This is a genomic window from Rhodopseudomonas palustris BisB18, from assembly GCF_000013745.1.
GTDB lineage: Bacteria > Pseudomonadota > Alphaproteobacteria > Rhizobiales > Xanthobacteraceae > Rhodopseudomonas_A > Rhodopseudomonas_A palustris_F.
This window is the reverse complement of sequence record NC_007925.1, coordinates 4,793,383-4,819,452: the sequence shown is the minus strand read 5'-3', so window position 1 is coordinate 4,819,452 and position 26,070 is coordinate 4,793,383. Positions and strand designations below refer to the sequence as shown.

Below are 26,070 nucleotides of genomic sequence, written 5' to 3'. Positions count from 1 at the left end.
ACGACGGCAGCGCCTGATTGGTCACGGCGGCAACCGTAACGGTCCCGGTTCTGCGGAGCAGCGCTCCGCGCTGTACCGCGCCCGGGACACAGCGAGTCCGGGAATTGGTCAGTAGCCGTAGGATGGGTTGAGCTCTTGCGAAACCCATGCCGTCGTCAGCGGCGAGCGCCCACGGCGGTAACTACTTCAGCGCTTCGCACACCGAGACGTGCTCGCTGTGCAGCAATCCGGTGCTGCGCGTCGACACCGCGCTCCACCACGCCTCCAGCGCCACGCGGTTGCATTTCAGCCGCACGCTCATGCCGTCGGCGAACGCGATCCAGTCGTCGAAGCGATAGTCCGGCACCGCGATCAGCACCGGGATGTCGGCGCTGAGCGCGCGGTCGATCAGGTAGCACAGCCCCTTGCCTTCGCACTCCAGCTTGCCGAAGCGATTGATGATCAACAGATCGGCGCCTTGACCGATCGCGGCTTCGATCTGCGCACCGGCCGCGAGCAACTGCCCGACGTCGAGCCGGCAGCCGGTGGCGAGCGCGCCGAGATCCTGCAACAGCTGCAGCTGTTCGCCGGAATGCACCAGCGTTGCGGTCAATTGCCGGCGATCCACTTCGTGATGGCCGGTCTGCACCAGCCCGACGGCGCGGACGCCGCGTGAAGCGAGATCGGCGGCGAAGCCGCGCAGAATCGCGTCCGGATCCTGGTCCTTGTCGTAGACCAGCGCGGCGAGGTCGCATTGCGAATCGAACATGGTCTATCCCTCGCGGCGCGCGGAACCCTTGTCGCGGGCGTTATAGCTCGCTGTATATCACGACGGCGCGCTGCGACCAACAAGGCCGCGCGTCGCAACCCAGCCCGCCGTCAGGCGCCTGCCTTCTCGGCTTTCTTGCGGCCCTTGGCGATGTCGGCGCGCAACGCCACGAGTTGCGCGCGCGCGGCGGTGGCGGCGGCCTTTTCGATCGCGCGGTAGCGCTCGACCAGCGACTGGCCGAACGGCGTGAGGATCGCGCCGCCGCCGTTCTTGCCGCCGGTCTGGCGGTCCACCGCGGCATGGCCGCAGATCCGGTTCAATTCGTCGACCAGGTCCCAGGCCCGCTTGTAGGACATGTCCATGGCGCGGCCGGCGGCGGAGATCGACCCGCAAGCGGCGATGTTCTCAAGGAGCTGGATCTTGCCCGGGCCGATCCGGCCCTCCGGGTCGAGATCGATGCGGACGCTGAGCTGCGGCAGATGGTTGGAAGGCTTTGACATGGGACGACCGGTTCAAGCGAGTGTCGGACGAGAGCATAGCCTCATCGCGGCAATGGCGCGATGCGCACCTGGACGTCGCGCGGCTTCGCCAGATAGGGCGCGGAGGTCACCAACAGATCGGCGCCGGCCTGCGCATAGGCCGCGGCATTGCCGGGATTGACGCCGCCGGCGGCGGCGATCACCGGCCGGCGCGGCATTGCGGCCAGCCGGGCCAGCAGCGCTGCGATGTCCGATGGCGCGAATTTCTCCGCCTGGATCACGTCGAAGCCGGCTTCGGCCGCCGCCACGCCGGCCTCCACCGAGCCGACTTCGATCACCACTTTCTTTTCCGGCGCGCCGCGCCGCAGCCGCGCCGCGGTTGCGGCCAGCGGCTCGTCGCCGAGAAAGCCGCGATGTTCGGCGAACACCAGCAGCGTTTCCGACAGCCCCAGCCGATGCATCACCGCGCCGCCGGCCTTCACCGCCGCCACCGCGAAGCGCTTGGTGCCGGGGGTATTCTTGCGGGTGCAGGCGACCACGATGCCGGGCGAGACCGCTGTTGCGGCATCGACGATGTCGCGCGCGGAGCTGGCGACGCCGGACCAGATCTCGATCAGGGTCTGCGCCACCTTCCAGCCTTTCAGCAGCGCCGAGGCCAGCCCCTGCGCGGCGAGGATCGGCGCGCCGGGCGCCAGCCTTGTGCCCGACGCGGCAAAAAGTTCGACCCGGCCGCCGGCCAGTTCGATGATCGCGGCGGCGTCTTCGGCGAGCGCCAGCAGCATCGGATCGCGCGCCGAAAATGTCATGCGGCCGAAAGCGGCGCCGATGCCGAGCGCCTCGGTGGTGAGGTCGCCATAGGGCACGTCATCGGCCAAGAGGCGCTCGAGTTCGGCGCGGCTGGCTGCGGTCGACAGGGAATGGCTCACTGCATGGCTCCTGATGGCGGACCAGCTTTACGGCGAAGCCGCCGCCGCTGGCAATCGGCCGGCTCCGGCCGCGGGTCTGTTCCGTTATGTCCACTTGGATACACCGATGTCGGACTTGCGACGGCCCGGCGGCGGTATTCTCGGATTCCGGCCGCAAGCGTCCGGTTTCGTCTGGCTTTCCAGCAATTCATGGACCAATCCGGCGCGGCACGAAGCTTGCTCTTGGGGTGGGCAGTGGCTCATTGGTCTTCTTGGTGCTCGGCGCGGACCGGGCTGAACGGACCCATACAGGACGCTTCGTCATGACGCTTGACCTTCCGGACCCCGATCCGAACCTCGTCGCCGCGATCGCCTACCGCGCCGGGGACGACGTCGACACCCTGCTGGCCGATTTCGGCGAGGCTTTGGTGCGCGCCGGCACCAAAGTCGGCGGCATCGTCCAGCGCAACAGCAAGGACGGCAACGGCAAGCTCTGCGGCATGCAGGCGATCGACCTGATGACCGGCCGCGCCATCGGCATTTCGCAATCGCTCGGCTCCGGCTCCAGCGCCTGCAAGCTCGACAGCGCCGGGCTCGCCGAGGCCTCGCGCGCGGTGCAGAGCGCGGTCGACGCCGACCTCGAATTGATCATCGTCAACAAATTCTCCAAGCAGGAGGCCGGCGGCCACGGCCTGCGCAGCGAGATCGCCGACGCGATCCAGAGCGGCCGGCCGCTGCTCACCGCGGTGCCGGCCTCGTGCCTCGAAGCGTGGACCGAATTCACCGGCGACCGCGGCACCATGCTGTTGTGCTCGCGCGCCGTGGTCGAGAACTGGTGGCGCGAAGTGTCCACCCGGCAGGCAAGCGTGCACGGCGCCGCCTCGTCGCAGCCCGACCCGCGGAGAGCGACGTGACCCACTCCAGATTGAACTCGCGGCTTCGCGCTAGCCAGTTGCCGATCGCGGTGCTGCTCGGCACCAACGAGATCGCTTCCGCGGTCGCGGTCAGCCTGACCGGGCTCGGCTACGCGGTGATCATGTGCCACGATCCGTTCCCGCCGGTGATGCGCCGGGCGATGGCGTTTCACGACGCGCTGTTCGACGACCGCGCGGTGGTCGACGGCATCGCAGGCAAGCACGCCGAGACCCCGAGCGAGATCGCCGCGGTGTTCTCCACGCCCGGGCAGGTGGCGGTCACCTCGCTGCACCTCACCGACATCATCGCGCTGCATCCGATCAAGATCCTGGTCGACGCCAGGATGCAGAAGCATCGCGTCACCCCGGATTTCCGCGGCATCGCCGACGTCACCATCGGGCTCGGCCCGCAATTCACCGTCGACGTCAATTGCGACATCGCGGTGGAGACGCGCCCGGCGAAGAACGGCACCGTGGTGCGCACCGGCCACACCGATGCGGCCGACGGCGTCGCCCGCTCGCTCGGCGGCGTCGGCGCCGAACGCTTCGTCTATTCCGACCGCCAGGGCCGCTGGCACACCCCGCTGGAAATCGGCACCAGGATCTTCAAAGGCGTGGTGCTCGGCCATCTCGACGGCCAGCCGGTGCCGGCCTCGATCGACGGCGTGTTGCGCGGCCTGGTACGCGATTCCACGCTGGTGCCGGCCGGCGTCAAATTGCTGGAGATCGATCCGCGCGGCGCCAATGCGGTGTGGACTGGCACCGACGAGCGCGGCCGCGACATCGCCAAGGCGACGCTGACGGCGATCCGGTTGCGCGCGCTGCGTCCGGCGATGAAGGATGTCGGCGCCGGCGTGTATTACATCTGACCGGCAATCAAGGCAGGGCGACGATGGCCAAGGTGACGTTCTACGAAAAGCCCGGCTGCGGCGGCAACGCAAAGCAGAAGGCGCTGCTGCTCGCCTCCGGCCACGACGTCGAGGTGCGCAACCTGCTGACCCAGCCTTGGGACGCCGCATCGCTGCGGCCATTCTTCGGTGAAAAGCCGGTCGCCGACTGGTTCAACGCTTCGTCGCCGCGCGTCAAATCCGGCGAGATTAGGCCTAACGAAATCCGCCCCGATGTCGCGATCGCCATGATGATCGAAGATCCGCTGCTGATCCGCCGCCCCTTGATGCAGGTCGGCGAGCACCGCCAATCCGGCTTCGATCAGGCCGCGGTGGACGCTTGGATCGGGCTGCGGCCGACCGAAACCGAAGTGACCGACCGTTGCCTGAAGGAAGGCGATGCCGCGCATGCCGCCGCCTGTCGCGCGGCGGCCGAGCCGTAGCCGCGGCGTCATTGCCAGCCGCGGCCGCCGCCGGTGCCGTCGAGCGCGGCGCGGCAGGCCCGCGACAATTGCGGTCGATGGCTGTTCAGGCAGTTGCGCACGCCGCGGCTGCCGTGCCGGATGCCGGCGCAATAGGCGTCGATGTCACGGGCGCAGATCTGGCCGACCGGGCCGCGGCCGTCGCCGTAGCCGCGGCCCTGCGCCTGCGCGGGGGCGATCGTTGAAAGCGCCAAGGCGGCGAACAGCGCGGTGAGAATGAGGCTCTTGGTCATCTGTGGTCTCCATGTTTGCGGGATGAGAAAGCGCGCGGGCTATTGCGGCGCGTTGCTACGCCGCTGCCCCCAACCGGTGTTGTCGAGCGCCAAGCGGCAGCCTTCGCTGAGCTTGTCGCGGGTGCTGTCGAGGCAGCGCCGCACCAGGCCGCTGCCGTGTTCGATGCCGGCGCAGTGCTCGGCGATTTCGCTCATGCACAGCCGCGCCACCGGCCCCATGCCGGGGCCCATGTCCGGGCCGGTGCCCTCGACCGCGGCGAGGCAATTTTCGCCGAGGTCCTTCTGGTGATCGTTGAGGCAGACCCAGGCCGCCGGCCCGCGCGGCGTGGTCGGGCAATGCGCCGCGATCTCTTTGGTGCAGAGCGCGGTGATCACCCCCATGCGGCCCATGCCGCCGCCGCCCATCCCCATCCCCATGCCTGGGCCCGGACCGCCGCCGGGACCGGGGCCTTGGGCGAATGCCGGGGCGGACAGCAGCGCAGCCAGTGCGCCGAGCGCGACGATGCCGAGTGCTTTGCGGATCATGATGTGCCTCCTTGATTGCAGGTTCGCAGCGACCTTGCGCCGCGCGCTCTGTCGCGACGCTGAAGCGCGGCTTCAGCGTCCCGTAAGGTCGCGGCCGGTACAGATCGTCGCGTCATCCATCAGCAGGCGAAGCGCCATGCCCCCGATCAGACCTTCGCTCGCCGTGCTGCTGCTGGCGTTGCCCGTCCCGGCGCCGGCGCAGCCCACCGCGACGCCGAGCCCGCGCGAATGCGCGCTGCGCGAGGACGCGCCGCTCGAGGCCGCGGCGGCATTCGCGACGATATTGGCCAAGATCAAGGCGCGCTTCCCGGATGCGCATATCCTGAAGATCGAGCGCACCGCGCTCGACCTCGAAGGCCGCCGGCTGGCCTACGAGATCAAGGTGCTTCCGCAGGACGGCCGCATCGTCTGGCTGCGGTTCGATGCGCGCACGCTCGAACAGCTGCAAGGCGACGCTGCCGGACGGCCGGAGCGCGATTGCGCGCCGTCATAGCCGCGCGGCGATCGCGGGCAGGAGCGACCATGCGCATTCTGCTGATCGAGGACGATACCCGGCTGGCGCGGCAGATCGCCGAGGCGCTCGAGCGCGCCGGCTACACCGTCGATCGCAGCGCCGACGGCGAGGACGGCTGGTTCATGGGCGACAGCGGGGTCTATGACGCCGCGATTCTCGACCTCGGGCTGCCGGGGCTCGACGGGCTCTCTGTGCTGCGGCGCTGGCGCGACGCCAAGCGCGCGATGCCGGTGCTGATCCTGACCGCGCGGGCGTCGTGGCGCGAAAAGGTCACCGGGCTGCGCGAAGGCGCCGACGACTATCTCACCAAGCCGTTCGAGATCGAAGAACTGCTGGCGCGGATCGAGGCGCTGATCCGGCGTGCCTCGGGCCACGCCACCGCGGAGATCAGCGTCGCCGGGCTCAGGCTCGATCCATCGACGCAACGCATCAGCCGCGATGGCGCGCCGCTCGATCTCACCGCGCTGGAATATCGCGCGCTGGCCTATCTGATGATGCACCCGGCCAAGGTGGTGTCGAAGACCGAACTCACCGAGCACATCTACGGCCAGGACGACGACCGCGATTCCAACGTCATCGAGGTTCTGGTCAACCGGCTGCGCAAGAAGATCGGCGCCGATGCGATCCGCACCCGGCGCGGTCAGGGCTACCAGCTGGCGGACGTGACGCCATGACGCGCGCGCCGTCGCTGAAGCTGCGGCTGGTCAGCGCCTCGCTGGCCTGGGTGGTGGTGTCGCTCGCGGTCACCGGCGTGCTGCTGGTGTGGTTGTTCCGCTCGCATATCGAGCGCCGCTTCGATCTGACGCTGCACGATCATCTCGAGGAACTGGCGGCGGCCGCCGAACTCGACGAGCGCGGCGGGCCGACGCTATCGTGGGAGCCGGCCGATCCGCGCTTCAAGCCGGCGCTGTCCGGCTGGTATTGGGAAATCCGCGCCGACGGCGGAATACTGCGCGCCTCGGCCTCGCTCGGCGGCGCGCCGCTCGCCGGGCAAAGCCCCGGCGTCGGCCGCCCTGCGTCCTATCAGTACGTCCAGGGACCGGCCGGCGAGAGCCTGCGCGTCATCGTGCAGGACATCGTGCTGCCGAACCGCGCGGCGCCGCTCACCGTGCTGGTCGCCGGCCCCTGCCTCGACATCCACGCCGACGTGCGCAGCTTCGCCGGCACGCTTGCGCTGTCGCTCGGCCTGCTCGGGCTGACGCTCGGCGCGCTGGTGCTGCTGCAGGTCGGCTACGGGCTGCGGCCGCTGCGCGCGGTGCAGAGCGCGCTCAACGCCATCCGTTTCGGCACGCGCGACCAGCTCGACGAAACCGCCGGGCCGGTCGAGGTGCTGCCGTTGATCCAGGAGGTCAACGCGCTGTTGCGGCAACGCCAGGCCACCATCGATCTGGCGCGCGCCGAAGCCGGCGACCTCGCCCATGCGTTGAAGACCCCGATCGCGGTGATCAGCAACGAAGCCGCGCTGATCGCCGGGGCCTCCGGCGCGGTGTTGAAAGCCGAGATCGACCGCATGCGCCGCGCCGTCGAGCATCATCTGGTGCGCTCGCGCGCCGCCGCCGGCTTCCGCGCGCCGCACGCCCGCGCCGCGCTGGCCGAGGTGCTGGCCGACGTCCGCTTCAGCCTGCAACGGCTCTATCCGGAGCGCGCCGTGAGCATCGAGGCGCCCGACGACGCCTGGTTCGCTGGGCAGGCCGACGATCTCGGCGAGATGATCGGCAATCTCGCCGACAACGCCGGCAAATGGGCGCGCCACCGGATCGCGATCGGCGTCGCGTTGGCCGGCCAGCGGCTGATCGTCACCGTCGACGATGACGGGCCGGGGCTCGACGGCGCCGACCGCGTCGCCGCGATCCAGCGCGGCGGCCGGCTCGACAGCGAAAAGCCCGGCCACGGGCTCGGGCTGTCGATCGTCGCGCATCTGGCGGAACTCTATGGCGGGCGATTGACGCTGACGCCATCGCCGCAAGGCGGCCTGCGCGCCGAACTGGATCTGCCGGCGGCGGCGTGAGCCGCGCCGCGCGATCGTGAGCGATATCTGCTAAAGGGTCGGCTTGCCTTGAAACGGTTCGGGAAAAAGGCAAAAAGCCTGTCGGGAATTACTGGTCGGAGTGGCAGGATTCGAACCTGCGACCCCTGCGTCCCGAACGTTGGCTTCTCCCGGGACGCTCTTTGATTTGCAGGTGCTGACACTGTCGAGGATGATTGTCCCGGTCTGTTCACCCCATTTCGTTGGTTAGCCGCTGGTTCGCGCCAATATCCAAAAATCCGGAATCCCGCTCAAGCCAATTGGAGGGCGTCTGTCGTTCTTCCTTTGTCCCAAGCCCCCACCAAGCCTTCGGGCTTAGAATTGCTCTTGAGCGGTCCTTGTTCGTTTGAGGGGCATCCGAAGTTCAAGGGCGACGGTTACTCAGTTACTCTGTCGACGTGGGAGGAAATGAGATTGGATAGTTTGCGCCGCATGCCGCGCCATAACCGCTGCAAACCCACAAGGCAATGCGTTGCCGATTATGCTGCAGGCCTGGTCGATATGCGGTGTGTCTATAAGGTAATAATCCGGAATCTCTTGAAGTAGCGCGGCCTCTCGGATCGATATCGTCCGGTGTGCCTCTGGATGGCCAAATCGTCCTTTGCTGAACGTGGCGCAACCGGCCGTGATCGTAGGACTCACTTCATCCCAACTCATGCGTCCGTACACATTACCGAAACCAACATAGCCACCCCGATGACAATTCGGTCTCAACGCTTCCGGGATAGATTGCCAGCTTGCTCCGGGCTTCGCGCGTTTGATGCGCTTTTGGTTCTCGGGCGAGAGCTTCCGCACTACATGCCAATCAGCCACGCGATTGCCCATCGTGTGCCGGACATCGACAAAATCGGAGGGGGGTGGAAGTCCCCCAATTGTGTCCCGGACTGTCTTCCAGGGTGGGAGGTCGAACCCGCTAGTCGAAGAATGTGTCGCCGGTGGCAAGTCGATATCAAAGCCCCTGCCCGCGAGTAGTACTAAGCGTTTTCGAGCTTGCGGCGTGCCATAATCTGCGACCTGCAGCACGTCCCATGCGACCCGGTAACCTGCCTTCTTGAGATCGACGATAAAACCATCCAACAAATCCCGCCCTGTCGAAGCAAGCCGAGGAACGTTCTCCATCATTACAGCCCGCGGTCGAATTTCCTGTACGAGGCGAGACATCTCACGCACGAGGTTGTTTCGGGGGTCTTGACGTCGCCACTTCGATGTCAGGCTCGTAAAGCCCTGACAAGGCGGGCATCCCGCCAACAAGTCAATTTTCCTGCGAGGAGCATGCATCGATAGACTTTGGCCATCGACGGTGCGGACATCCTGTTTGTAGGCAAACACCTCCGGATGATTGGCCTTGTAAGTCGCGAATGCATGTTGTTCGACCTCAACAGCGGAGACCACTCGAAAGCCCGCGGTTTTCAATCCGAGAGTAAGAGCCCCTCCACCGGAAAATAGGTCAATGGCCACCAATTGGGCGCCGGGCAGCCCCGCATTAGTCTCTTTGCGCCGCATCACGTTTCTGTCTTTCGGCTTCTTCGAGGAATTGTTTATGACTCATTTCGGTCCGCAGCAAAAAATCGCGCCATTTCACATGCTCAAGGCGCCCCTCCTTAGTGATACCTTCGAACGCCGTCTTGGCCATGCCGCTCAGCGATAGCCCGTCGCACACAAGAGTTATCCTGAAATCTTGAAATTCCTTCTTGAACGCCGCGTGTCCGGGATCGTCCAGAAAATCGCGCATTTCGGTGTAGTATCGATTAATTCGCTCCATCTCGTCATTCATGAGCTTGTGGAACGGGCGCTTGATTTCCACGACCTCCAACTGTTGACCGACGGCAAACGCAACAAAGTCAGGCCGCTTCTGCGTTTCCGCAAAATCCCTGAGCGTGATCGACTGCCCAGTTCGCAGACGATAGTATTCTTCGAATTCGATCTTGAGCGTTCTGAGGGCCTGGTTGGCTGTGATTGGTGCCCACTCTGGATTGATAAGCCAAGGAGCATTTTCAATGAGTTCTTGAAGCTCCTCCTCAACAGTTTTTGGATCGTCTTTCAGAGACTTCAAGCGTTCAATGACGCGAACCCGATCGTAAGCGATGCGGCCGAAAGAATGCAACTCCGCAAGATGCGCCGTTCGCAGAATGCTGCCGATGACTGCCGCTGGTGTATTCTCCGCTTCCGCGGCCTCACGAAGTTTCCGCTCAAGGCTTATGTGAGGAGCGAGATCAATACTGAGCGTTACGAGTGGTCCGACAATATCGAAATCCCCCACTTCATCTTCACGCAAACTCTTGCCGAGCATCTCCGCAATCTCGGTGGCCTTCTCACGGAGATCTCGTTGCTCTGGGCGGGGAAAAGCGGCGTTCACTCGCTCTTCAACTCGACCAACTTCCCGAAAGACTTCGCGGGTTTTCTTCCGCATGGGGTCGCGGGCACGCTTTCCCACTTCCAGAACGAGCGATTGCCCCCATTCTTGAAATGCTTGTCCTAAATCATGCGACCATAAAATGTCGCGGCGATCCGTCTGGATGAGATCTTCGTATTCATCAAGCCAGTCGCACGATAACTCGCCGATGAAGTATGAGCGGACGCTGTGCTCTCCGTGAAAACCTGCCCCTCGATTGAACAAAGCCGTTTGGGCTGCAATCTTGTGACGACAATAAATACGAACTCCAGCCATGAGATCGTCGCGATAAGATTCGCGCGCATATGCAACCCACCCTTTGACAGGGTAAAATCTTCCGTCGTGCGAGAAGCCCGCGTTGAAACTTGTTATAAGATCGCCGATCGGTGTTCGCGCCTGATAACCATCAGCCGAAACCGTTGAGACTGTCGGCCCGTCGGGCCCCATGAACTCTATACGAGTGCCTTCCATGACATTTATGTCGAACTCTCCAACGCTGACTTCGGAGCCATTGGCGCCATCCGTCATCGTGGAATCTCGAAGCAGCACCTTCCATTTGTCTGACCGAATACCAAATCGCTGAGCGACTTGGCGGGAGAGATGCTCGATTTCGGGAACTCGTCGATAGCTAAACCGAGACAGTTTAATCGTGGTTCCGCGAGAGGGCTGAACGCTATTGTCCAGCGATCCCACGGTCGGTTGGTAGTCGCCGTCGTCGTCGCCAACGATGTCGTCGTAGTCGAGTAAAATATGCGATGTGAGATATCCCGTCTCGGTATTGCCTCCTGCTTGGCGACGAACAACCTTCTCGCCGCCTGAGCTAATCACTTCCAAGGTTTTGCAGATACCGAACGGCGCAAGCTTGCCGACTCCTTTCCTGCCCATGACTTTTCGGCCATACAGTTTGGAGGTGTCTCCGCGCTTTGCGTCTAAGCGTCGGTCGCTGCCAACGACGAGAAAGAACTCCTGCATGCCCCTAGGGTCCATACCAAGACCATTGTCTTGCACGATGATCTCAAAACCTTTGTCAATGATCTGACCGCCGGCCTTTGAAGCAAGGTATTGGCCCATCGGTGCACTGATCCGCACTTCAGTGGCGTCTGCGTCGTATGAGTTGGAAACGAGTTCGGCAATAACTGCTGAGGCGCGGTCATACAACTTGACGCCGAGCTTATCGACCGTCAGTCGCGATATTTTCATAGTATAGTTGTTTTGCACGCCCACCTCCTTGATCGCTTGCCTGTAGCGATCTTAGTGATATGTAACCAGGCGTGGAAGTCGCTGGAGGTGCCTATGACAACAGCCTGCTTGGTTGCCGCCCGTGCTCGAATGTCGTTTGCGAGCTAAATGAGCGGAGGCGCGCCCATGACAGACAACGTTTCTCCTGCGGTCCGATCTCGGATCATGGCGGCAGTCAACAACAAGAATACAAAGCCCGAGATCGCTGTTCGAAGGGCACTTCACGCAGCGGGTTATCGCTTCAGACTTCATCGATCCAATCTTCCTGGACATCCGGACTTGATTCTGCCCGGCTACCGGACGGAAATTTTTGTGCATGGCTGTTATTGGCATGGTCATTCGTGTCGTCGCCGACGCCTCCCGTCAAGCAATGTCCAATTTTTGGAAGCAAAAATATCTCGAACAATCGGCCGTGATACCGCTGCTGCAGACGTCATTGAATAGCCAGGAGTGGCGCGTAGTGACCATATGAGAATGTTGCTTCTCTGTTGGAATTGATAAACTGATAGCGGATCTCAACAACGGCGTCGTTTCCCGTTCGCTCACAACTGGCCGAGCATGCGGGCGACGGCTATTGCAGTAAAGGGGTTTCCTGCCTGACTAACGTAGCCATTTCGGGCAAGCTCGCCAGCAACAGCCCGGAGCGATCGACGCCCGCCTCTCGGAGTCCTGCGGCGAAATTTTCGCGCGAAGGCGATCATTTGGCCTTGGTGTTGCATGGCTTTCATACGTCGATCTCGAACGTGGAATCGTTTTCGCCAGGCGATCGGACGAAAGGCGCACAAAGAAACGCCAGACGCCCGCTTCAATACCACCTCGGCTTTTGGCTCACATGCGACGGTGGAAACGTCGAAATCTGATTGCCCAATGTTTAGTGTTGTACAATGGAAAGCCAATCGGTTCGGTTAAGAAAGGCTTCGCGAGCGGCGTGCGCCTCGCGGGATTGCCCGGCGAGGTAAGTCCGCACACATTGCGTCAAACAGCGGCCACGTGGCTCATGCCGCGCGGCGCGCCGCTCTTGGAAGCTGCTGGTTTCCTAGGAATGTCGTCGAGGTGCTTCAGGAGAATTGCGGCCACCACCATCCCGATTAGATGCAGACCGCCGCAATCGCTATTGCGACAAAAACTCGGAGCGGTTGGGTGGTCGAAACGGTGGTAGCCTTGAGCACGCTCGCAATAGAAGGCAAAAGCGTAATGAAATATTGGTCGGAGTGGCAGGATTCGAACCTGCGACCCCTGCGTCCCGAACGCAGTGCTCTACCGGGCTGAGCCACACTCCGACAATGGCCGGCTTATAGCCAAGGGTTTCGCACTCCGCAAGGAGGCGAATTGAGGATTGGAATTTAGATGAAACTGGACCTTGCGACGCCGATCGTCGCCGCCGGCGAAGATGGCGTGGCGAAAGCCGTGAAATGCCTGCGGGACGGCGGCTTGGTGGCGTTTCCGACCGAGACGGTCTACGGGCTCGGCTGCGACGCGGGCAATGCGGCGGCGATCGCGCGGCTGTATCAGGCCAAGGGCCGGCCGTCGTTCAATCCGTTGATCGCCCATGTGGCGGATCTGGCGGCGGCGGAGCGGATCGGCCGATTCGACGGCGATGCCCGGCGGCTCGCCGCTTCGTTCTGGCCGGGGCCGCTGACCCTGGTGGTGCCGAAGGCCGAGCATTGCCCGGTGGCCGATCTCGCCACCGCCGGACTCGACACCGTTGCGATTCGGGTGCCGCTTCATCCGGTGGCGCAAGCTATTCTGCGCGGCTTCGGCGGCGCGGTGGTGGCGCCGTCGGCGAATCGCTCCGGCCACGTCTCGCCGACCACGGCGGCGCATGTGCATGTCGACCTCGACGGCCGCATCCAGCTGATCGTCAATGGCGGGCCGGTGTCGGTCGGCGTCGAATCGACGATTGTTGCGTGTTTCGACCAGCCGGTACTGCTGCGGCCCGGTGGTCTGCCGCGCGAAAAGATCGAGGCCGTGCTCGGCCGCGCGTTGGCGCAGCCCGTGGCCGCCGATCCGACGCGGCCGCTGGCGCCCGGCATGTTGGCCTCGCATTACGCGCCGCGGACGAAAGTGCGGCTGGAAGCGACGCATGTCGAGCCCGGCGAGGCGCTGCTGGCGTTCGGCGCGGCAGCGTTGCCGGGCGTCGATGCGACGACCGTGGTGATGAACCTGTCGGAGCAGGGCGATTTGGCGGAAGCCGCCGCCAATCTGTTCGGTTATCTGCGCGCGCTCGACGCCAAGGGCGCCAGCGGCATCGCGGTGATGCCGGTGCCGCGGCATGGGCTCGGCGAAGCCATCAACGACCGCCTGCGCCGCGCCGCGCTGCCGCGGGAGTAGCGCGCGGCGAGACCGACACCGACGATGTTTTGTGTCGAGCGATGCGTGCCCCCATCGTCGCCCGTCATTCCGGGGCGCGAGCAGCGAAGCTGCGAGCGAGCCCGGAATCCATAATCACCGCAGGGGTTATGGATTCCGGACTTGCTCGTTCTGACGAACTCGCAATCCGGAATGACGACTTTGCTAATGCATCCGCGGTTTCTTCAAAAACTTGTTGCGGTCCGAGGACACCAGTTCGACATCGAAAGTATCGCCGCCGCGGTACAGCGTCAGCGGCACGTCGACGCCCGCGGTGCCGAGCGCCCAATATTTGCGATAGAATTCCTCCGAACTCGACACCTTCTCGCCGCGCACCGCCAGGATGACGTCGCCGGTCTTCAGTTCGGCGCGCGCCGCCGGGCCCTTCGGCGCGATCCCCACCACCACGATCTTGTCCTCGATCTCGGCGGAATACAGCCCGAGCCAGGGCCGTGGGGCGACGTTGACCCGGCCGAATTTGCGCAGATCCTCCAGGATCGGCTTCAGCAGGTCGATCGGCACGATCATGTTGAGATGTTCGTCGCGGCCGGAATGCTCGCGCTCGATCTGCAGCGAGCCGATCCCGATCAATTCGCCGGCCTCCGAGATCATCGCCGCGCCGCCCCAGTTCGGATGCGCCGGCGCGGTGAAGATCGCCTCGTCCAGCAGATATTCCCAATAGCCCGCGAAGGTCTGCTTGGCGGCGATCTGCGCCGCGACCGAGCGTTCGCGGCCGCCGACGCCGCCGACCACCACGCGGTCGCCGACCGAGGCCGCCGCCGAACTGCCGATCGGCATCGGATCGATATCGAGCTCGCCCAGCGCCTGCACCAGGCCGAAGCCGGAATCCTGGTCGAAGCCGAGCGCGTGGCCCTCGACGATGCGGCCGTCGCCGAGATGCAGCCACACCGTCTCCGCCTCGGTGATCAGATAGCCGATGGTCAGCACCAGGCCGTGATCGATCACCACGCCGTTGCCGGCGCGTTCGACGCCGAGCGTGTCGGCGGTGAAGGCGTCACCGGGGATGATCGAATGCAGGCCGACCACCGAAGTCAGCACGTGGTCGAGGTCGAAGCTGTAATCCTCGGCGCGCGGCTGCGCCGAGGCGGGGACTTTCCATGCGGTCAATGATGGCATCGCGGCTCTCCCACTTCGACTTAAAGATAGTCGTCGTTCAGCGCGTTACCAGCAGGTAGCCGCCGACGACCAATAGCGTGGCGAGCAGCGAAATCGCGCCCAGCACGCCGATCACGATCGCCAGCAGATCGTGGGCCTCCAACCATCGTCGCAACCCATTGCCCATTCGCCCGTCCGCCATTGAGAGTGGTCCGTTTCGCACAGGATAACAAACGCTTGATGGAACGTCGCGCCCAACATTGCGGCGCCGCGGCGGGGGCCGGCCGGCGCGGCTTGACTCCGGCGGCGTTCCGCCGCCTGAATCGCACGGTGATGCGCCCCGTGGCGCCGTGCGGCGGGTGCGGGGATTTGAAGAAATCGGCCGTTGCGAATGGATCTGTCAGACCTCGACTGGTTGCAGCGTTTTCCGCCGCTGGCGGATTTGGCGCCGAGCGAGAGCGCGCCGCTGATCGGCGGCGCGGTGGCGATGCAGCTGCCGGCCGGCGCCACGGTGTTCGCGCCGGAGCAGCCGTGCGGCTATTTCATCATGGTGTGCGAAGGCCAGGTGCGGGTCTATCAGCTCGACGCCGACGGCAACGAGATCGTGCTGTACCGGCTCGGTCCCGGCAGCATGTGCATCCTGACCACGCTGGCACTGCTCGCCGACACCGCCTACAGCGCCTTCGCGGTCACCGAGACGCCGGTGCACGCGATCGGGCTGCCGGCGGCGACCTTTCACGATCTGATCGGGCGCTCGGCGCGGTTTCGCAGCTTCGTATTCAACGCCCAGGCGGCGCGGATGGCGGATCTGATGCGGGTGATCCAGCAGGTCGCGTTCGAATCGATCGAGTCGCGGCTGGCGGCGCGGCTGTTGGCGCTGGCCGCCAACGGGCGCGACGTCTCGATCACCCACCAGCAGCTCGCCGCCGAAATCGGCAGCGCCCGCGAGGTGGTCAGCCGGCAGCTGAAGTGCTTCGAGAAGCGCGGCTGGGTCAGCCTCGGCCGCGGCCGGGTGGAATTGCGCAACGCCGCCCCGCTGCGCGCCGCGGCGCAGCCGGCACGGTGACTTGATCACAGACCGCGGCCGCGCTGCATCCTATCTTTGCTGCATTGGTTCTCAATCAGGAGGAAATCATGAGCACGAATGTTGGAATGATCGATCGCGCGCTGCGCGCCATTGTCGGCCTGGCGTTGATCGGCTGGGCGCTGACCGGCGGACCGATCTGGGCCTGGATCGGCGTGGTGCCGCTGCTCACCGCCGCGCTGGGCTTCTGCCCGGCCTACACGCTGTTCGGTCTCAACACCTGCCCGGCGAAGAAGGTCTGAGCACTGCCGCCCGCCACTCGGGCCAGCGCTCCAATCGAGCGTGCCCCGGACGCAGCACAGCGCGCCGCTCTTGCGGCGTGGTGCGCTGCGGAGCCGGGGCCGTGACCGATGTTGCCGTCGTAACGGTCCCGGCTTACGACGCAGCGCTGCGCGCTGCACCGCGTCCGGGACACGGCGCCGAAAGCGGCGACATTCTGGTATGGCTGAACACGATCGTCACCTTTTGTCAGGAACACTTGCATGCATAAGAACTGGATCGATGTGACCGGCGAACTCTCGGTCGCACTCAAGGAAGTGCGCGGCGGCGCGCCCGAGGTGATGAAGGGCTTTGCGGCCATCGCCCAGGCGGCGCTGAAAGCCAACGCGCTCGACACCAAGACCAAGGAATTGATCGCGCTGGCGATCGCGGTCGCCACCCGCTGCGACGGCTGCATCGGCTTTCACGCCGAAGCTGCGGTGAAGCACGGCGCCAGCCGCGACGAGGTGATGGAAACCATGGGCATGGCGATCTACATGGGCGCCGGCCCCAGCGTGATGTATGCGGCGCAGGCGGTCGAGGCGTTCGACCAGTTCGCGCAGCGAAAAGCCGCCGCGGCGGAGTAGCTGGTGACACAGTCGTGGATGCGCTTTGCAACCAAAAGTGCGTCATTCCGGGGCGCGAGAGCGAAGCTCGAGCGAACCCGGAATCTCGCCGCACGGCGAGGGCGGCCGCCTGACCGCAAGATTCCGGGCTCGCTCGCCGCTGGCGCGGCTCGCGCCCCGGAATGACAGCATCACCTTAAGCTCGACTGTGTCCCGCAATTAGCGCCTCTTCGTCCCCACCTTAAAAGCATTCCATTCTGTTCTGCCGCGGTCCCCTTGAAACCGTCCGGGGGATGGTGGATTGCTGCCCGCGTTAACATCCCATTAGGATGTCTCGGGGCGCCGGCGATTGGCAGGGGGCGGGATTGAACACGACGCGGCGGCAATGCCAGCAGGATCGTAACGGCACGCGCCGCACCGGCTCGCGGCGCGTCGCTGGATTCGATCGGCTGCGCCCGCTCGCCGCACCGGCCGCTTTATCCGCCGCCGCGCTCCGCCACGCCGCCCGCCTGGCGCTGATCTGGTTCACCGCCTTCGCGCTGATCTTTCAGACCACGCTGGCGTTGGCGGCACCTGTGGCCGGCGCCGAGCAGCCCGACGCCCTGGCGCTGTCGGCGCTGTGCGATTCAGGATTTGCGCACCCGCCCGCCGATTCCGGCGATCACGGCGTCGCGCCGCACATCAAATGCATCGGCTGCGTGATCGGCCACAGCCTGGCGCCGCCGGTGCCGTTGCCGGCGATCGGCCCGCTGCCGAATTTCGTCGACGCCGCGCCGACCTGGCGGCTGTCCGCCGCGGTGCCGCGCGCGGCACCCGCCGCCGCGCATTCCGCCCGCGGGCCACCCGCCGCGATCTAACTCCCGAACGCCACGCCGATGTGCCGCTCGCGGCCGCGTGGCTTCGGTCGTTGATCGCCGCCGCGCGAAGCCGACCCGCCTTGCTGGTGGGGCAGTTTCGCAAAAAACCATCGTCCCGCGGGCCGTGACGCGCTGTGGCGCGCCTGCAAACTCCCCTGGTTCCTCATCATGCTGTCCAGCTCACCCGCCGGCACTCGCCGCGCTTTGCTCACGACCAGTGCCATCCTGTCGCCCGGTTTCGCCGTGCTGCTGTCCAGCGGTTTGCTAGCGGTGACCACCGTGCCCGCCGCGGCGCAGAACGCCGTCTCGATGCCGACCATCGTGGTCGAAGGCGCCAAGCCGAAGCCCAATCGACAGGCGCAGCGGTCCGCCGCGCCGCGCCGCGCCGTCGTCGCGCCTGAGCCCGCGCCGATCTCGGAAGGCCCGGTGGTCCCGGCCGACACCACGACGATTTCCGCCGCCACGGCGACCTCGCGCAGCCTCTCCACCAGCGACTCGGCGTCCTTGATCGCCGATATCCCGGGCGGTGCGGCCTGGGGCGCCGGCGGCGTCTCCAGCCTGCCGGCGATCAACGGCGTCGGCGCCGACCGCGTCCAGGTGGCGATCAACTCGATGCTGATCAGCCCGGCCTGCCCGAACGAGATGAATCCGCCGTTGTCGTTCGTCAATCCGACCATGATCGCCAACATGCGGGCCTATCTCGGCGTCGCCCCGGTCAGCGTCGGCGGCGATTACATCGGCGCCAAGGTCGATGTCACCACCGCGCCGCCGTTGTTCGCCAAGGGCCCGGGCTGGCTGACCACCGGCCAGGTATCGGGCTTCTTCCGCAGCAACGGCAACGGCTACGGCGTCGACGCCATCGCCACGGTCGCCAACGCCGACACCAGCGTCACCTACACCGGCGGCTGGGCCAAGGCCTCCGACTACAAGGCCGGCGACGGCACCAGGATCAAATCGACGCTGTACGAAATCCAGAACCACGCGCTCAGCATCTCGAAGCAAACCTTCGGAAACCTGTTCACCGTGCAGGTCGGCGGCCAGTTCATCCCGTATCAGGGCTACGTCAACCAATACATGGACATGGTCTACAACCAGAGTGCCTTCATCAACGGCCGCTACGAGGGCGTGTTCGACTGGGGCCAGTTCGAGGCCTCGGCCTTCTATCACCAGGTGCAGCACACCATGGGCTTCATCGCGCCGGACAAGACCGGATCGATGCCGATGGACACCAAGGCGAGCGATATCGGCTACAAGTTGAAGGCCAGCTTCGCGGTGTCCGGCCACGATCTGCTGCGGGTCGGCAACGAATTCTATCACAACCAGCTCGACGACTGGTGGGATCCGGTGACCAAGACCGCCGGCATGATGGGCCCCAACACCTTCGTCAACATCAACAACGGCCATCGCTCCAGGCTCGGCACGTTCGTCGAGTGGGAGCGGCATTGGGACCGCGAATGGACCACGCTGGTCGGCCTGCGCAACGACGTGGTGTGGAGCGACACCGGCGACGTCCAGGGCTACAACGCGATGGCGATGTACGGCACCGACGCCGCGCTGTTCAACGCCCGCGATCACGCCAAGACCGACGTCAATTTCGACGGCTCGGCGCTGCTGCGCTACGAGCCGGGCCTGACCAGCCAGTTCGAACTGGGTTTGGCCCGCAAGACCCGCTCGCCCAATCTGTACGAGCGCTATGCCTGGTCGTCGGCTGCGATGGCGATGAAGATGATCGGCTGGTTCGGCGACGGCAACGGCTATCTCGGCAATCTCGATCTGGTGCCGGAAAAGGCCCACACCGCGAGCTTCACCGCGGCCTGGCACGATCCGGCGCAGAAGTTCTGGGAGGTCCGGGTCACGCCGTATTACAGCTACGTGCAGGACTACATCGACGTCGACCGCTGCGCGGTGCGCGGCGGCTCGTCGGCCTGTACCGCGGCCAATCTGACCAAGACCAACAACTTCGTGTTCCTGCAGTTCGCCAATCACGACGCCTATCTGTACGGCGTCAATCTCGACGGCAAGCTGCAGGTCTGGGACGGCCCGGTGTACGGCCGCGGCGTGTTGCGCGGCCAGCTCGGCTACGTCCGCGGCGAGCGCACCGACGGCGTCAACCTCTACCACGTGATGCCGATCAACGCGAAGCTGGCGCTCGATCACACGCTCGGCAATTGGAATAACAGCATCGAGCTGCAACTGGTCGGCGCCAAGGACGACGTCAGCCAGGTTCACAACGAGTTGACCACGCCGGCCTACGCGCTGGTCAATCTACGCACCGGCTATCAGTGGGACGCGGTGCGGCTCGATCTCGGCGTCGACAACCTGTTCAACACCAACTACTACCTGCCGCTCGGCGGCGCCGATCTGGTGGATTACAAGGTGGTGTCGATGATGGGCTCGTCGACGGCCTACGGCTACAACGTGGCGGGGCCGGGGCGTTCGCTCAACGCAAGGCTGACCGTTAAATTCTGAGCGACAGCAGCACGCTCGCCGTCGCGCCGCACCGGGAAAATCTCGGCCGGCGCGACGGCGTCGCCTCGCCGTTCGCGGGGCGGAATGGCCGTCGGGCGGCCGATCGGCGCTCGGGACATTGAGACTGGCGCCGTTCGGCGAGTCCGGCTATTGCTCCGCAAAGAGGAGCAAAACCAACGATGGCCCATCCGATTCAGGAAGTTCTGCAAGCCTTTTCCAGCGGCGAAATCGTCGTCGTCACCGACGACGACGACCGCGAAGGCGAGGGCGATCTGATCGTCGCGGCCTCGTTCTGCACCGCCGAGAAGATGGCCTTCATCATCCGCCACACCTCCGGCATCGTCTGCGCGCCGATCACCGTGGAGGACGCCCGCCGGCTGCGGCTTGATCCGATGGTGTCGAACAACGATTCCAACCACACCACCGCCTTCACGGTGTCGATCGACTACAAGCCGGACAACGGCACCGGCATTTCCGCCGACGAACGCGCCTCGTGCTGCCGGGCGCTGGCCAATCCGAACGCCGGCGCCAATGATTTTTCCCGCCCCGGCCACATCTTCCCGCTGATCGCCCGCGAGGGCGGCGTGCTGCTGCGCTCCGGCCATACCGAGGCCGCGGTCGATCTGTGCAAGCTCGCCGGGCTGCCGGCGGTCGGCGTCATTTCGGAATTGATGAACGACGACGGCACCGTGATGAAGGGCGAGCAGGTCGTCAAATTCGCCGCCTTGCACAACATCAAGCACGTCACCATCGCCGACCTGATCGCGCATCGCCAGGCCCGCGAGAAGCTGATCGAGCGGGTCTCCAGCTTCACCATGGAGACCCCGATCGGGCCGATGCAGGGCTATGCCTACCGCTCGCCGTTCGAATCCATCGCCCACATCGCGTTGGTCTACAAGGGGATCGGCGACGGTAAGAACGTGCTGACCCGGTTCCACAAGCCGAACATCCTGAAAGAGATGTTCTCCGGGCCGCGGCGGATGCAGGCGGTGCTGGATCATTTCAAGCAGAACGGCTCCGGCGTGCTGGTCTATCTGCGCGACGGCGCCGCCGGCGTGCCGGTCGAGCCGATCGACGAGCCGCAATCCGCCGAGGCCGACCGCCACAAGCAATGGCGCGAGATCGGCGTCGGCGCGCAGATCCTGCGCGACCTAGGCGTCTCCTCGATCCGCCACCTGACGTCGTCGCAGCACGACTACAAGGGGCTGTCGGGGTTCGGCATCGAGATCGTCTCCAACGAGCGGCTTGAAGGCTAGTTTGCGAGCAACTAACCTGCCGCTGCCGCATTTCCTCTTCGGGAGCGTAGCCTTGTGAAAGGAATTTCGATGAGCGTTCGTCCGCAGTCCAAGGACAAGCCGGCTCCGGTGAATTTCCAGTGGGACGATCCGTTCCTGTTGGAAGACCAGCTCACCGAAGACGAGCGCATGATCCGCGACACCGCGCGCGCCTACGCGCAGGACAAGCTGATGCCGCGCGTCGCCTCGGCCTATCTGGAAGAGCGCACCGATCGCGAGATATTCCACGAGATGGGAGAACTCGGACTGATCGGCATCACGCTGCCGGAGGAGTACGGCTGTGCCAATGCCAGCTACGTGGCTTATGGGCTGGTGGCGCGCGAGATCGAGCGGGTGGACTCGGGCTATCGCTCGATGAATAGCGTGCAGTCCTCGCTGGTGATGCATCCGATCTACGCCTATGGCGACGAGAACCAGCGCAAGAAATATCTGCCCAAGCTCGCCTCCGGCGAGTGGGTCGGCTGCTTCGGCCTGACCGAGCCCGACGCCGGCTCCGACCCCGGCGGCATGAAGACTCGCGCCGAGAAGGTCTCCGACGGCTACCGGCTGACCGGCACCAAGATGTGGATTTCCAATGCGCCGATCGCCGACGTGTTCGTGGTGTGGGCGAAGTCGCCCGAGCACAACAACCAGATCCGCGGCTTCATCCTCGAGAAGGGCATGAAGGGGCTGTCGGCGCCGAAGATCGGCGGTAAGCTGTCGTTGCGTGCCTCGATCACCGGCGAGATCGTGATGGACGGCGTGGTGGTCGGCGAAGAGGCGCTGCTGCCCAACGTCGCCGGGCTGAAAGGCCCGTTCGGCTGCCTCAACCGCGCCCGCTACGGTATTTCCTGGGGGGTGATGGGCGCCGCCGAGGACTGCATGGCGCGCGCCCGGCAATACACGCTGGATCGCAAGCAGTTCAACCGGCCGCTGGCCGCGACGCAATTGGTGCAGAAGAAGCTCGCCGACATGCAGACCGAGATCGCGCTCGGGCTGCAGGGCAGCTTACGCGTCGGCCGGCTGATGGACGAAGGCAAGATGGCGCCGGAGATGATCTCGATCGTCAAGCGCAACAATTGCGGCAAGGCGCTCGACATCGCCCGGATGGCGCGCGACATGCACGGCGGCAACGGCATCCAGATCGAATACCACGTGATGCGCCACGCCCAGAACCTGGAGACGGTGAACACCTACGAGGGCACCCACGACGTCCACGCGCTGATCCTCGGCCGCGCCATCACCGGGATCCAGGCGTTCAGCTGACGCGCGTGTCCCGGACGCGATGCCGCGCGCTTGCGCGGCGTCGCAGGGCCGGGACCGCACCAGAGAATTGCTTGGCCGTTTTCAAGATCGTCATTCCGGGATGCATCCCGGTCGGCGAAGCCGGCCGGGGGGCAGGCCCGGAATCCATACTCCCCGCGGTGGTTATGGATTCCGGGCTCGCTCGCCAAGCGGCTCGCGCCCCGGAATGACGAACTTGGTTGTGGTCGAACCCGTGACACAGGCCCCGCTATGAGCGACAATGACGACGTCCCGTTCAACCGCGACTTTGTGCTGCAGCCCGGCGTGGTCGACGAGCCGGTCCCCGGGCTGCGCAGAATCCTCTGCAACAATCCCTCGCCGTTCACCTTCACCGGCACGGTGAGCTACATCGTCGGCCGCGGGCGCGTCGCCATCATCGACCCCGGCCCGGACAATGAGGCGCACGCGCAGGCGCTGCTCGACGCGGTGAAGGGCGAGACCGTCAGCCACATCATCGTCACCCACACCCACAAGGACCATTCGCCGAACACCCCGCGCTTGAAGATGGCGACCGGCGCCACGGTCTATGCCGAGGGCGCGCACCGCGCCTCGCGGCCGTATTACGACAGCGAATCCGTCATCACTGAGTCCGGCGCCGACCGCGACTTTTGTCCGGACGTCATGCTGCGCGACGGCGACGTGGTCGAAGGCAATGGTTGGGCGCTCGAGGCGGTGGCGACGCCGGGCCACACCGCCAATCATCTGGCGTTTGCCTGGCGCGAGCGGGACGCCTGTTTCGTCGGCGATCACGTGATGGGCTGGTCGACCTCGATCGTGGCGCCGCCGGACGGCGCGATGCCGGACTACATGGCGTCGCTGGAAAAACTCGCGGCGCGCCCGGAGCAATTGTATTTCTCCGGCCACGGCGAGGCGATCGCGCAAGGCCCGCGCTACGTCCGCTTTCTGATTAGGCATCGCCAGGCCCGCGAGGAATCGATCCTGCATCGGCTGCACAAGGGCGAGGCCGACATCCCGACTTTGGTGCGCGCGGTCTATATCGGCATCGACCCGCGGCTCACCGGCGCCGCCAGCTATTCGGTGCTGGCGCATCTGGAAGATTTGGTCGGCCGCGGCGTGGTGGCGACCGACGGCGACCCCTTGATCGGTGGCAGCTATCGGTTGGCGGGGAGGGAGTAGCGGGGGGCGAATAGTGAGTGGCGAATAGCGAATAGCGAAGGACGTCTTCATTTTAGTTCGAGGCGTCGTGCTATCGACACGCCCGTCGCAAAAAGGGCCTTGCGGTGGCTCTGCGGCCGGCGTTCCATTCGCCATTCGCCATTCGCCATTCGCCATTCGCCATTCGCCCTTCCCTACTTCTTCCCCTTCACCGCGCCCTTGGCCGGCTCCGCCGGCTTCTTGGCGAGTGCTGCGTTGTCGGCGGCGGTGTTGATGTCGTCGATCAATTTCGTGACGCGCGCGGCGTTGCTGCCGAGGTCGCTTTCGAAATAGCGCGACGAGGAGCGGATATCGACCCGCGAGCCGTCGCCGTCGGGCAACACGCGGATCGCGACGTCCTCGCGAAACCCCATGATCAGCGTGCGCGCCACCGCCTCGATCTTGCCTTCGCGGCGCGGCGGCTGCGGCGCGCGGGCGTCGACGATCCGCCATTTGCGCTTGGTGATCAATTCCAGCGTGACGTCGTAGGCCTTCTGCACCGGCACATCGAGCTGCACGGTTTCGATCTCCGGCCAGGCCGCGCGTTGCTGTTCGGCGGAGTACAGCCCGGCATAGACCGCGGTGTTGGTGCCGTCGCCGACTCTGAGCCGCGCCAACGCCTCGAATTTCGGCGGATCGATCGGGTCGGTGGTGATGTCGTGGAGCGGCGGCAGCCGGCGATATTGCAGCCCGAGATAGCCCGGATAGGCCAGGATCGCGACGTCGAGCGTCAGCGCCAGCAGGATCATGCCCATGCCGCGCGAGCCGTTCTGCCAGATCGCCACGAAGCCGGCCAGCGCCACCAGGATCGACAGCCCGGCGATGCCGAGTGCTGCGAAGAACGTCGCCAGCGCCGGCTTCACCTCGAGAAAGCCGAACCGCACGATGCCGATCGAGGTCAGCGTGGCGACCACGGAAAACACCGCCAGCCGCCGCGCCCACAGCGCGAGACTGGACACCGGCTCCGTCTGATACGGCGCGGAAAACCTGCGGGCCATGGGCTGAATGTCTGCCGGTTGGGAGGCGCGGCCGCCGAGGGCCGACGGTCGTCAGGCCCGTTTGAGACCATGCTCGGGGGTGAAATTCAAGGGTGCAATGCCAAGAGATTTGCCGGCCTCGGCCGAGGCCCTCACAGGATCCGGCGGGCACCTGGAATGCGCAGGATCAGCCCGGCCGAGGAAAAGCAGATGGCGCAGCTCACAAGCCCGGTGATGGCGAATTTCACCAGCAGCGGCGCCGCCGTCTCGCGCCACGCCAGGGCCACACCGACCAGCACCGGCGGATGGATGATGTAGATCGTATAGGCCCGCGCAGCCAGCGATCGCCACAGCCCGTCGAGCCTTGGAAAACGCCGCTGATAGACCGTCAGCAGCCACAGCATGATGCCCCAGGCGACCAGCGGCTCCCAGAATGCATAGAGCATGGCGAGCGGATTGAGGCCGCCCTCGGGCGATTCCTGAAGCGCGGGAACGGCGGCACCGAGATAGACGACGGCGGGCAGGATCGGCAGGCAGAGCAGCGTCACGCGCGACCACAGCCGAACGCTTTCTGGCGGAATCCGCTCCAGCCAGCGCTGCTCGGCGGCGATGCAGCCGGCGGCGAACAGCACCGCGTAGCCGGCGAAGTAACCGAATTGCAGGCCGGCGAAGGCGGTGCCGACCGGCCACCACAGCCGGATCGCGAAGGAGGTCGCGCCGGTGGCGATGGCGGCGATCGCGAGCGTTCTGTTTGAAGGAAACGCTTTGCTGACCGCAACCGCGCCGCTGCGGCGGCGCAGCAGCAGATGCCACAGCACCGCCGCAAAGCCGAACAGCAACAGCGCTTCGGCGAACCACAGCGGCCCTGGGATGAAAGTCCCGCTGCGCCAGATCGAAATCAGGCTCGGCAGCACCGGCCAGCCCTTGCTGGTCCACGCCAGCGCCACGGTGAGCGGGCCGAGCAGCACGCCGAATACCAACAGCGGAAGCCCGAGCCGCCACAGCCGGTCGCGGACAAAGCGCCGCGCTCCCTTGTGCCGCAGCGCGCCGGGGGTGAAATACCCGGCCAGCAGGAAAAACACGCCCATGAAGTAGGATTGGTTCACCGTCACGAACAGCATCAAGAGCTGCGAGGAAGGCGAGTCGTTGGGCGAGATCTCGCGATAGAACCAGCCGCCGGGGGCACCGTAGGTGATGGCGGCATGGTGAAACAGCACCAGCAGCGTCAAGCTGCCGCGCAGCGCGTCGAAGCCGCGGGTACGGGCTTCGAGCTGGCTGTTGTGGGGGATGGGAACGACGGGCGCGACGCCGTCCAT

General features: G+C 65.3%; 28 protein-coding genes and 1 tRNA gene. 17 read left to right on the top strand and 12 right to left on the bottom strand.

The features are described 5' to 3' along the window. Window positions 1-181: 181 nt before the first annotated feature. The 3 genes from RPC_RS21625 to modD form a co-directional block, all read right to left on the bottom strand. Window positions 182-748 carry a DUF2478 domain-containing protein gene (locus tag RPC_RS21625; protein ID WP_011474724.1) on the bottom strand — a complete coding sequence of 189 codons (567 nt, stop codon included), beginning with the start codon at window positions 746-748 and terminating at the stop codon, window positions 182-184. 110 nt (window positions 749-858) lie between these two features. Further along, window positions 859-1,248, bottom strand: a complete 390-nt coding sequence (locus RPC_RS21620; protein WP_011474723.1) for a winged helix-turn-helix domain-containing protein — start codon at window positions 1,246-1,248, stop codon at window positions 859-861. A gap of 41 nt (window positions 1,249-1,289) precedes the next feature. Continuing rightward, window positions 1,290-2,153, bottom strand: coding sequence for a ModD protein (gene modD / locus RPC_RS21615; RefSeq protein ID WP_011474722.1), 864 nt, complete (start codon window positions 2,151-2,153; stop codon window positions 1,290-1,292). A gap of 302 nt (window positions 2,154-2,455) precedes the next feature. On the opposite strand from modD, the gene RPC_RS21610 reads away from it, so the two are divergent. The 3 genes from RPC_RS21610 to RPC_RS21600 are packed head-to-tail and all read left to right on the top strand — an operon-like array spanning window position 2,456 to window position 4,376. Next, complete coding sequence (locus RPC_RS21610) at window positions 2,456-3,046, top strand: DUF2478 domain-containing protein (protein WP_011474721.1); 591 nt, start codon at window positions 2,456-2,458, stop codon at window positions 3,044-3,046. Beyond that, window positions 3,043-3,915: a xanthine dehydrogenase gene (locus RPC_RS21605; RefSeq protein ID WP_011474720.1), complete on the top strand. Its 873-nt coding sequence runs from the start codon at window positions 3,043-3,045 to the stop codon at window positions 3,913-3,915. Before RPC_RS21610 ends, RPC_RS21605 begins: the two co-directional genes overlap by 4 nt. A 23-nt stretch (window positions 3,916-3,938) precedes the next feature. Continuing rightward, a complete protein-coding gene (locus RPC_RS21600; RefSeq protein ID WP_011474719.1) occupies window positions 3,939-4,376 on the top strand; it encodes an ArsC/Spx/MgsR family protein in 438 nt (145 codons plus the stop codon). 8 nt (window positions 4,377-4,384) lie between these two features. Here the strand turns inward: RPC_RS21600 and RPC_RS21595 are convergent, their stop codons facing one another. Continuing rightward, window positions 4,385-4,648 (bottom strand): hypothetical protein, encoded by a 264-nt coding sequence (locus tag RPC_RS21595; protein ID WP_011474718.1) that lies wholly within the window; start codon window positions 4,646-4,648, stop codon window positions 4,385-4,387. Window positions 4,649-4,687: 39 nt separating this feature from the next. Next, entirely contained in the window at window positions 4,688-5,173 is a 486-nt protein-coding gene (locus RPC_RS21590) for a hypothetical protein (protein ID WP_011474717.1), read from the bottom strand. A 136-nt stretch (window positions 5,174-5,309) separates the two neighbouring features. On the opposite strand from RPC_RS21590, the gene RPC_RS21585 reads away from it, so the two are divergent. From RPC_RS21585 to RPC_RS21575, 3 genes are read left to right on the top strand one after another with little or no spacing between them, the layout of a single operon-like run. After that, complete coding sequence (locus RPC_RS21585) at window positions 5,310-5,666, top strand: PepSY domain-containing protein (RefSeq protein WP_011474716.1); 357 nt, start codon at window positions 5,310-5,312, stop codon at window positions 5,664-5,666. Window positions 5,667-5,695: 29 nt separating this feature from the next. Further along, window positions 5,696-6,361 carry a response regulator transcription factor gene (locus RPC_RS21580; protein WP_011474715.1) on the top strand — a complete coding sequence of 222 codons (666 nt, stop codon included), beginning with the start codon at window positions 5,696-5,698 and terminating at the stop codon, window positions 6,359-6,361. After that, window positions 6,358-7,695: a sensor histidine kinase gene (locus RPC_RS21575; protein WP_011474714.1), complete on the top strand. Its 1,338-nt coding sequence runs from the start codon at window positions 6,358-6,360 to the stop codon at window positions 7,693-7,695. The genes RPC_RS21580 and RPC_RS21575 overlap by 4 nt, the downstream gene beginning before the upstream one ends. 399 nt (window positions 7,696-8,094) lie before the next feature. Here RPC_RS21575 and RPC_RS25710 read toward each other — a convergent pair whose 3' ends face one another. Further along, on the bottom strand, window positions 8,095-9,216 hold the full coding sequence (locus RPC_RS25710; RefSeq protein ID WP_157043351.1) for a DNA cytosine methyltransferase: 1,122 nt from the start codon (window positions 9,214-9,216) through the stop codon (window positions 8,095-8,097). Then, window positions 9,197-11,323: an ATP-binding protein gene (locus tag RPC_RS21565; RefSeq protein WP_157043270.1), complete on the bottom strand. Its 2,127-nt coding sequence runs from the start codon at window positions 11,321-11,323 to the stop codon at window positions 9,197-9,199. The genes RPC_RS25710 and RPC_RS21565 overlap by 20 nt, the downstream gene beginning before the upstream one ends. Window positions 11,324-11,452: 129 nt before the next feature. Between RPC_RS21565 and RPC_RS25705 the strand changes: the two genes are divergently transcribed. Next, entirely contained in the window at window positions 11,453-11,788 is a 336-nt protein-coding gene (locus RPC_RS25705; RefSeq protein WP_415914758.1) for a very short patch repair endonuclease, read from the top strand. A gap of 759 nt (window positions 11,789-12,547) precedes the next feature. Here the strand turns inward: RPC_RS25705 and RPC_RS21560 are convergent. Next, window positions 12,548-12,624 (bottom strand) — tRNA-Pro (locus RPC_RS21560). Between the two features lie 67 nt (window positions 12,625-12,691). On the opposite strand from RPC_RS21560, the gene RPC_RS21555 reads away from it, so the two are divergent. Further along, entirely contained in the window at window positions 12,692-13,675 is a 984-nt protein-coding gene (locus RPC_RS21555) for an L-threonylcarbamoyladenylate synthase (protein WP_011474709.1), read from the top strand. A 183-nt stretch (window positions 13,676-13,858) separates the two neighbouring features. On the opposite strand, the gene RPC_RS21550 is transcribed toward RPC_RS21555, so the two are convergent. Together RPC_RS21550 and RPC_RS26375 are read right to left on the bottom strand one after the other, a co-directional pair. Continuing rightward, a complete protein-coding gene (locus RPC_RS21550) occupies window positions 13,859-14,830 on the bottom strand; it encodes a S1C family serine protease (RefSeq protein ID WP_011474708.1) in 972 nt (323 codons plus the stop codon). Between the two features lie 37 nt (window positions 14,831-14,867). After that, entirely contained in the window at window positions 14,868-15,011 is a 144-nt protein-coding gene (locus RPC_RS26375; RefSeq protein WP_157043269.1) for a hypothetical protein, read from the bottom strand. Between the two features lie 189 nt (window positions 15,012-15,200). Between RPC_RS26375 and RPC_RS21545 the strand changes: the two genes are divergently transcribed. The 9 genes from RPC_RS21545 to RPC_RS21510 all read left to right on the top strand — a co-directional run bounded on the left by RPC_RS21545 (window position 15,201) and on the right by RPC_RS21510 (window position 23,759). Further along, window positions 15,201-15,875: a Crp/Fnr family transcriptional regulator gene (locus RPC_RS21545; protein ID WP_011474707.1), complete on the top strand. Its 675-nt coding sequence runs from the start codon at window positions 15,201-15,203 to the stop codon at window positions 15,873-15,875. 68 nt (window positions 15,876-15,943) lie between these two features. Further along, complete coding sequence (locus RPC_RS21540) at window positions 15,944-16,135, top strand: YgaP family membrane protein (RefSeq protein ID WP_011474706.1); 192 nt, start codon at window positions 15,944-15,946, stop codon at window positions 16,133-16,135. A 101-nt stretch (window positions 16,136-16,236) separates the two neighbouring features. Next, on the top strand, window positions 16,237-16,383 hold the full coding sequence (locus tag RPC_RS26370; protein WP_157043268.1) for a hypothetical protein: 147 nt from the start codon (window positions 16,237-16,239) through the stop codon (window positions 16,381-16,383). After that, window positions 16,376-16,738, top strand: a complete 363-nt coding sequence (locus RPC_RS21535) for a carboxymuconolactone decarboxylase family protein (RefSeq protein WP_011474705.1) — start codon at window positions 16,376-16,378, stop codon at window positions 16,736-16,738. Before RPC_RS26370 ends, RPC_RS21535 begins: the two co-directional genes overlap by 8 nt. A 344-nt stretch (window positions 16,739-17,082) precedes the next feature. Then, window positions 17,083-17,574 carry a hypothetical protein gene (locus RPC_RS21530; RefSeq protein ID WP_049766149.1) on the top strand — a complete coding sequence of 164 codons (492 nt, stop codon included), beginning with the start codon at window positions 17,083-17,085 and terminating at the stop codon, window positions 17,572-17,574. 168 nt (window positions 17,575-17,742) lie between these two features. Then, window positions 17,743-20,043, top strand: coding sequence for a TonB-dependent receptor (locus RPC_RS21525; RefSeq protein ID WP_011474703.1), 2,301 nt, complete (start codon window positions 17,743-17,745; stop codon window positions 20,041-20,043). Window positions 20,044-20,222: 179 nt separating this feature from the next. Then, window positions 20,223-21,299, top strand: coding sequence for a 3,4-dihydroxy-2-butanone-4-phosphate synthase (gene ribB, locus RPC_RS21520; RefSeq protein ID WP_011474702.1), 1,077 nt, complete (start codon window positions 20,223-20,225; stop codon window positions 21,297-21,299). A 69-nt stretch (window positions 21,300-21,368) separates the two neighbouring features. Then, the gene (locus RPC_RS21515) at window positions 21,369-22,583 is read left to right on the top strand and encodes an acyl-CoA dehydrogenase (protein WP_011474701.1); all 1,215 of its coding nucleotides are present in this window, start codon (window positions 21,369-21,371) and stop codon (window positions 22,581-22,583) included. Window positions 22,584-22,832: 249 nt separating this feature from the next. After that, entirely contained in the window at window positions 22,833-23,759 is a 927-nt protein-coding gene (locus RPC_RS21510) for an MBL fold metallo-hydrolase (protein WP_011474700.1), read from the top strand. Window positions 23,760-23,932: 173 nt separating this feature from the next. On the opposite strand, the gene RPC_RS21505 is transcribed toward RPC_RS21510, so the two are convergent. Together RPC_RS21505 and RPC_RS21500 are read right to left on the bottom strand one after the other, a co-directional pair. Further along, the gene (locus RPC_RS21505) at window positions 23,933-24,775 is read right to left on the bottom strand and encodes a DUF1499 domain-containing protein (RefSeq protein WP_011474699.1); all 843 of its coding nucleotides are present in this window, start codon (window positions 24,773-24,775) and stop codon (window positions 23,933-23,935) included. A 131-nt stretch (window positions 24,776-24,906) separates the two neighbouring features. After that, window positions 24,907-26,070, bottom strand: a complete 1,164-nt coding sequence (locus RPC_RS21500) for an acyltransferase family protein (RefSeq protein WP_011474698.1) — start codon at window positions 26,068-26,070, stop codon at window positions 24,907-24,909.

Coding starts and splice junctions, on each gene's coding strand:
- RPC_RS21515 (WP_011474701.1), top strand. CDS start 21,369: ATGAGCGTTCGTCCGCAGTCCAAGGACAAGCCGGCTCCGGTGAATTTC.
- RPC_RS21620 (WP_011474723.1), bottom strand. CDS start 1,248: ATGTCAAAGCCTTCCAACCATCTGCCGCAGCTCAGCGTCCGCATCGAT.
- RPC_RS21540 (WP_011474706.1), top strand. CDS start 15,944: ATGAGCACGAATGTTGGAATGATCGATCGCGCGCTGCGCGCCATTGTC.
- RPC_RS25705 (WP_415914758.1), top strand. CDS start 11,453: ATGAGCGGAGGCGCGCCCATGACAGACAACGTTTCTCCTGCGGTCCGA.
- RPC_RS21510 (WP_011474700.1), top strand. CDS start 22,833: ATGAGCGACAATGACGACGTCCCGTTCAACCGCGACTTTGTGCTGCAG.
- RPC_RS25710 (WP_157043351.1), bottom strand. CDS start 9,216: ATGCGGCGCAAAGAGACTAATGCGGGGCTGCCCGGCGCCCAATTGGTG.
- RPC_RS21600 (WP_011474719.1), top strand. CDS start 3,939: ATGGCCAAGGTGACGTTCTACGAAAAGCCCGGCTGCGGCGGCAACGCA.
- RPC_RS21505 (WP_011474699.1), bottom strand. CDS start 24,775: ATGGCCCGCAGGTTTTCCGCGCCGTATCAGACGGAGCCGGTGTCCAGT.
- RPC_RS21610 (WP_011474721.1), top strand. CDS start 2,456: ATGACGCTTGACCTTCCGGACCCCGATCCGAACCTCGTCGCCGCGATC.
- RPC_RS21500 (WP_011474698.1), bottom strand. CDS start 26,070: ATGGACGGCGTCGCGCCCGTCGTTCCCATCCCCCACAACAGCCAGCTC.
- RPC_RS21625 (WP_011474724.1), bottom strand. CDS start 748: ATGTTCGATTCGCAATGCGACCTCGCCGCGCTGGTCTACGACAAGGAC.
- RPC_RS21590 (WP_011474717.1), bottom strand. CDS start 5,173: ATGATCCGCAAAGCACTCGGCATCGTCGCGCTCGGCGCACTGGCTGCG.
- RPC_RS21585 (WP_011474716.1), top strand. CDS start 5,310: ATGCCCCCGATCAGACCTTCGCTCGCCGTGCTGCTGCTGGCGTTGCCC.
- RPC_RS21550 (WP_011474708.1), bottom strand. CDS start 14,830: ATGCCATCATTGACCGCATGGAAAGTCCCCGCCTCGGCGCAGCCGCGC.
- RPC_RS21595 (WP_011474718.1), bottom strand. CDS start 4,648: ATGACCAAGAGCCTCATTCTCACCGCGCTGTTCGCCGCCTTGGCGCTT.
- RPC_RS21535 (WP_011474705.1), top strand. CDS start 16,376: ATGCATAAGAACTGGATCGATGTGACCGGCGAACTCTCGGTCGCACTC.
- RPC_RS21525 (WP_011474703.1), top strand. CDS start 17,743: ATGCTGTCCAGCTCACCCGCCGGCACTCGCCGCGCTTTGCTCACGACC.
- RPC_RS21575 (WP_011474714.1), top strand. CDS start 6,358: ATGACGCGCGCGCCGTCGCTGAAGCTGCGGCTGGTCAGCGCCTCGCTG.
- RPC_RS21555 (WP_011474709.1), top strand. CDS start 12,692: ATGAAACTGGACCTTGCGACGCCGATCGTCGCCGCCGGCGAAGATGGC.
- RPC_RS26375 (WP_157043269.1), bottom strand. CDS start 15,011: ATGGCGGACGGGCGAATGGGCAATGGGTTGCGACGATGGTTGGAGGCC.
- RPC_RS21545 (WP_011474707.1), top strand. CDS start 15,201: ATGGATCTGTCAGACCTCGACTGGTTGCAGCGTTTTCCGCCGCTGGCG.
- ribB (WP_011474702.1), top strand. CDS start 20,223: ATGGCCCATCCGATTCAGGAAGTTCTGCAAGCCTTTTCCAGCGGCGAA.
- RPC_RS21580 (WP_011474715.1), top strand. CDS start 5,696: ATGCGCATTCTGCTGATCGAGGACGATACCCGGCTGGCGCGGCAGATC.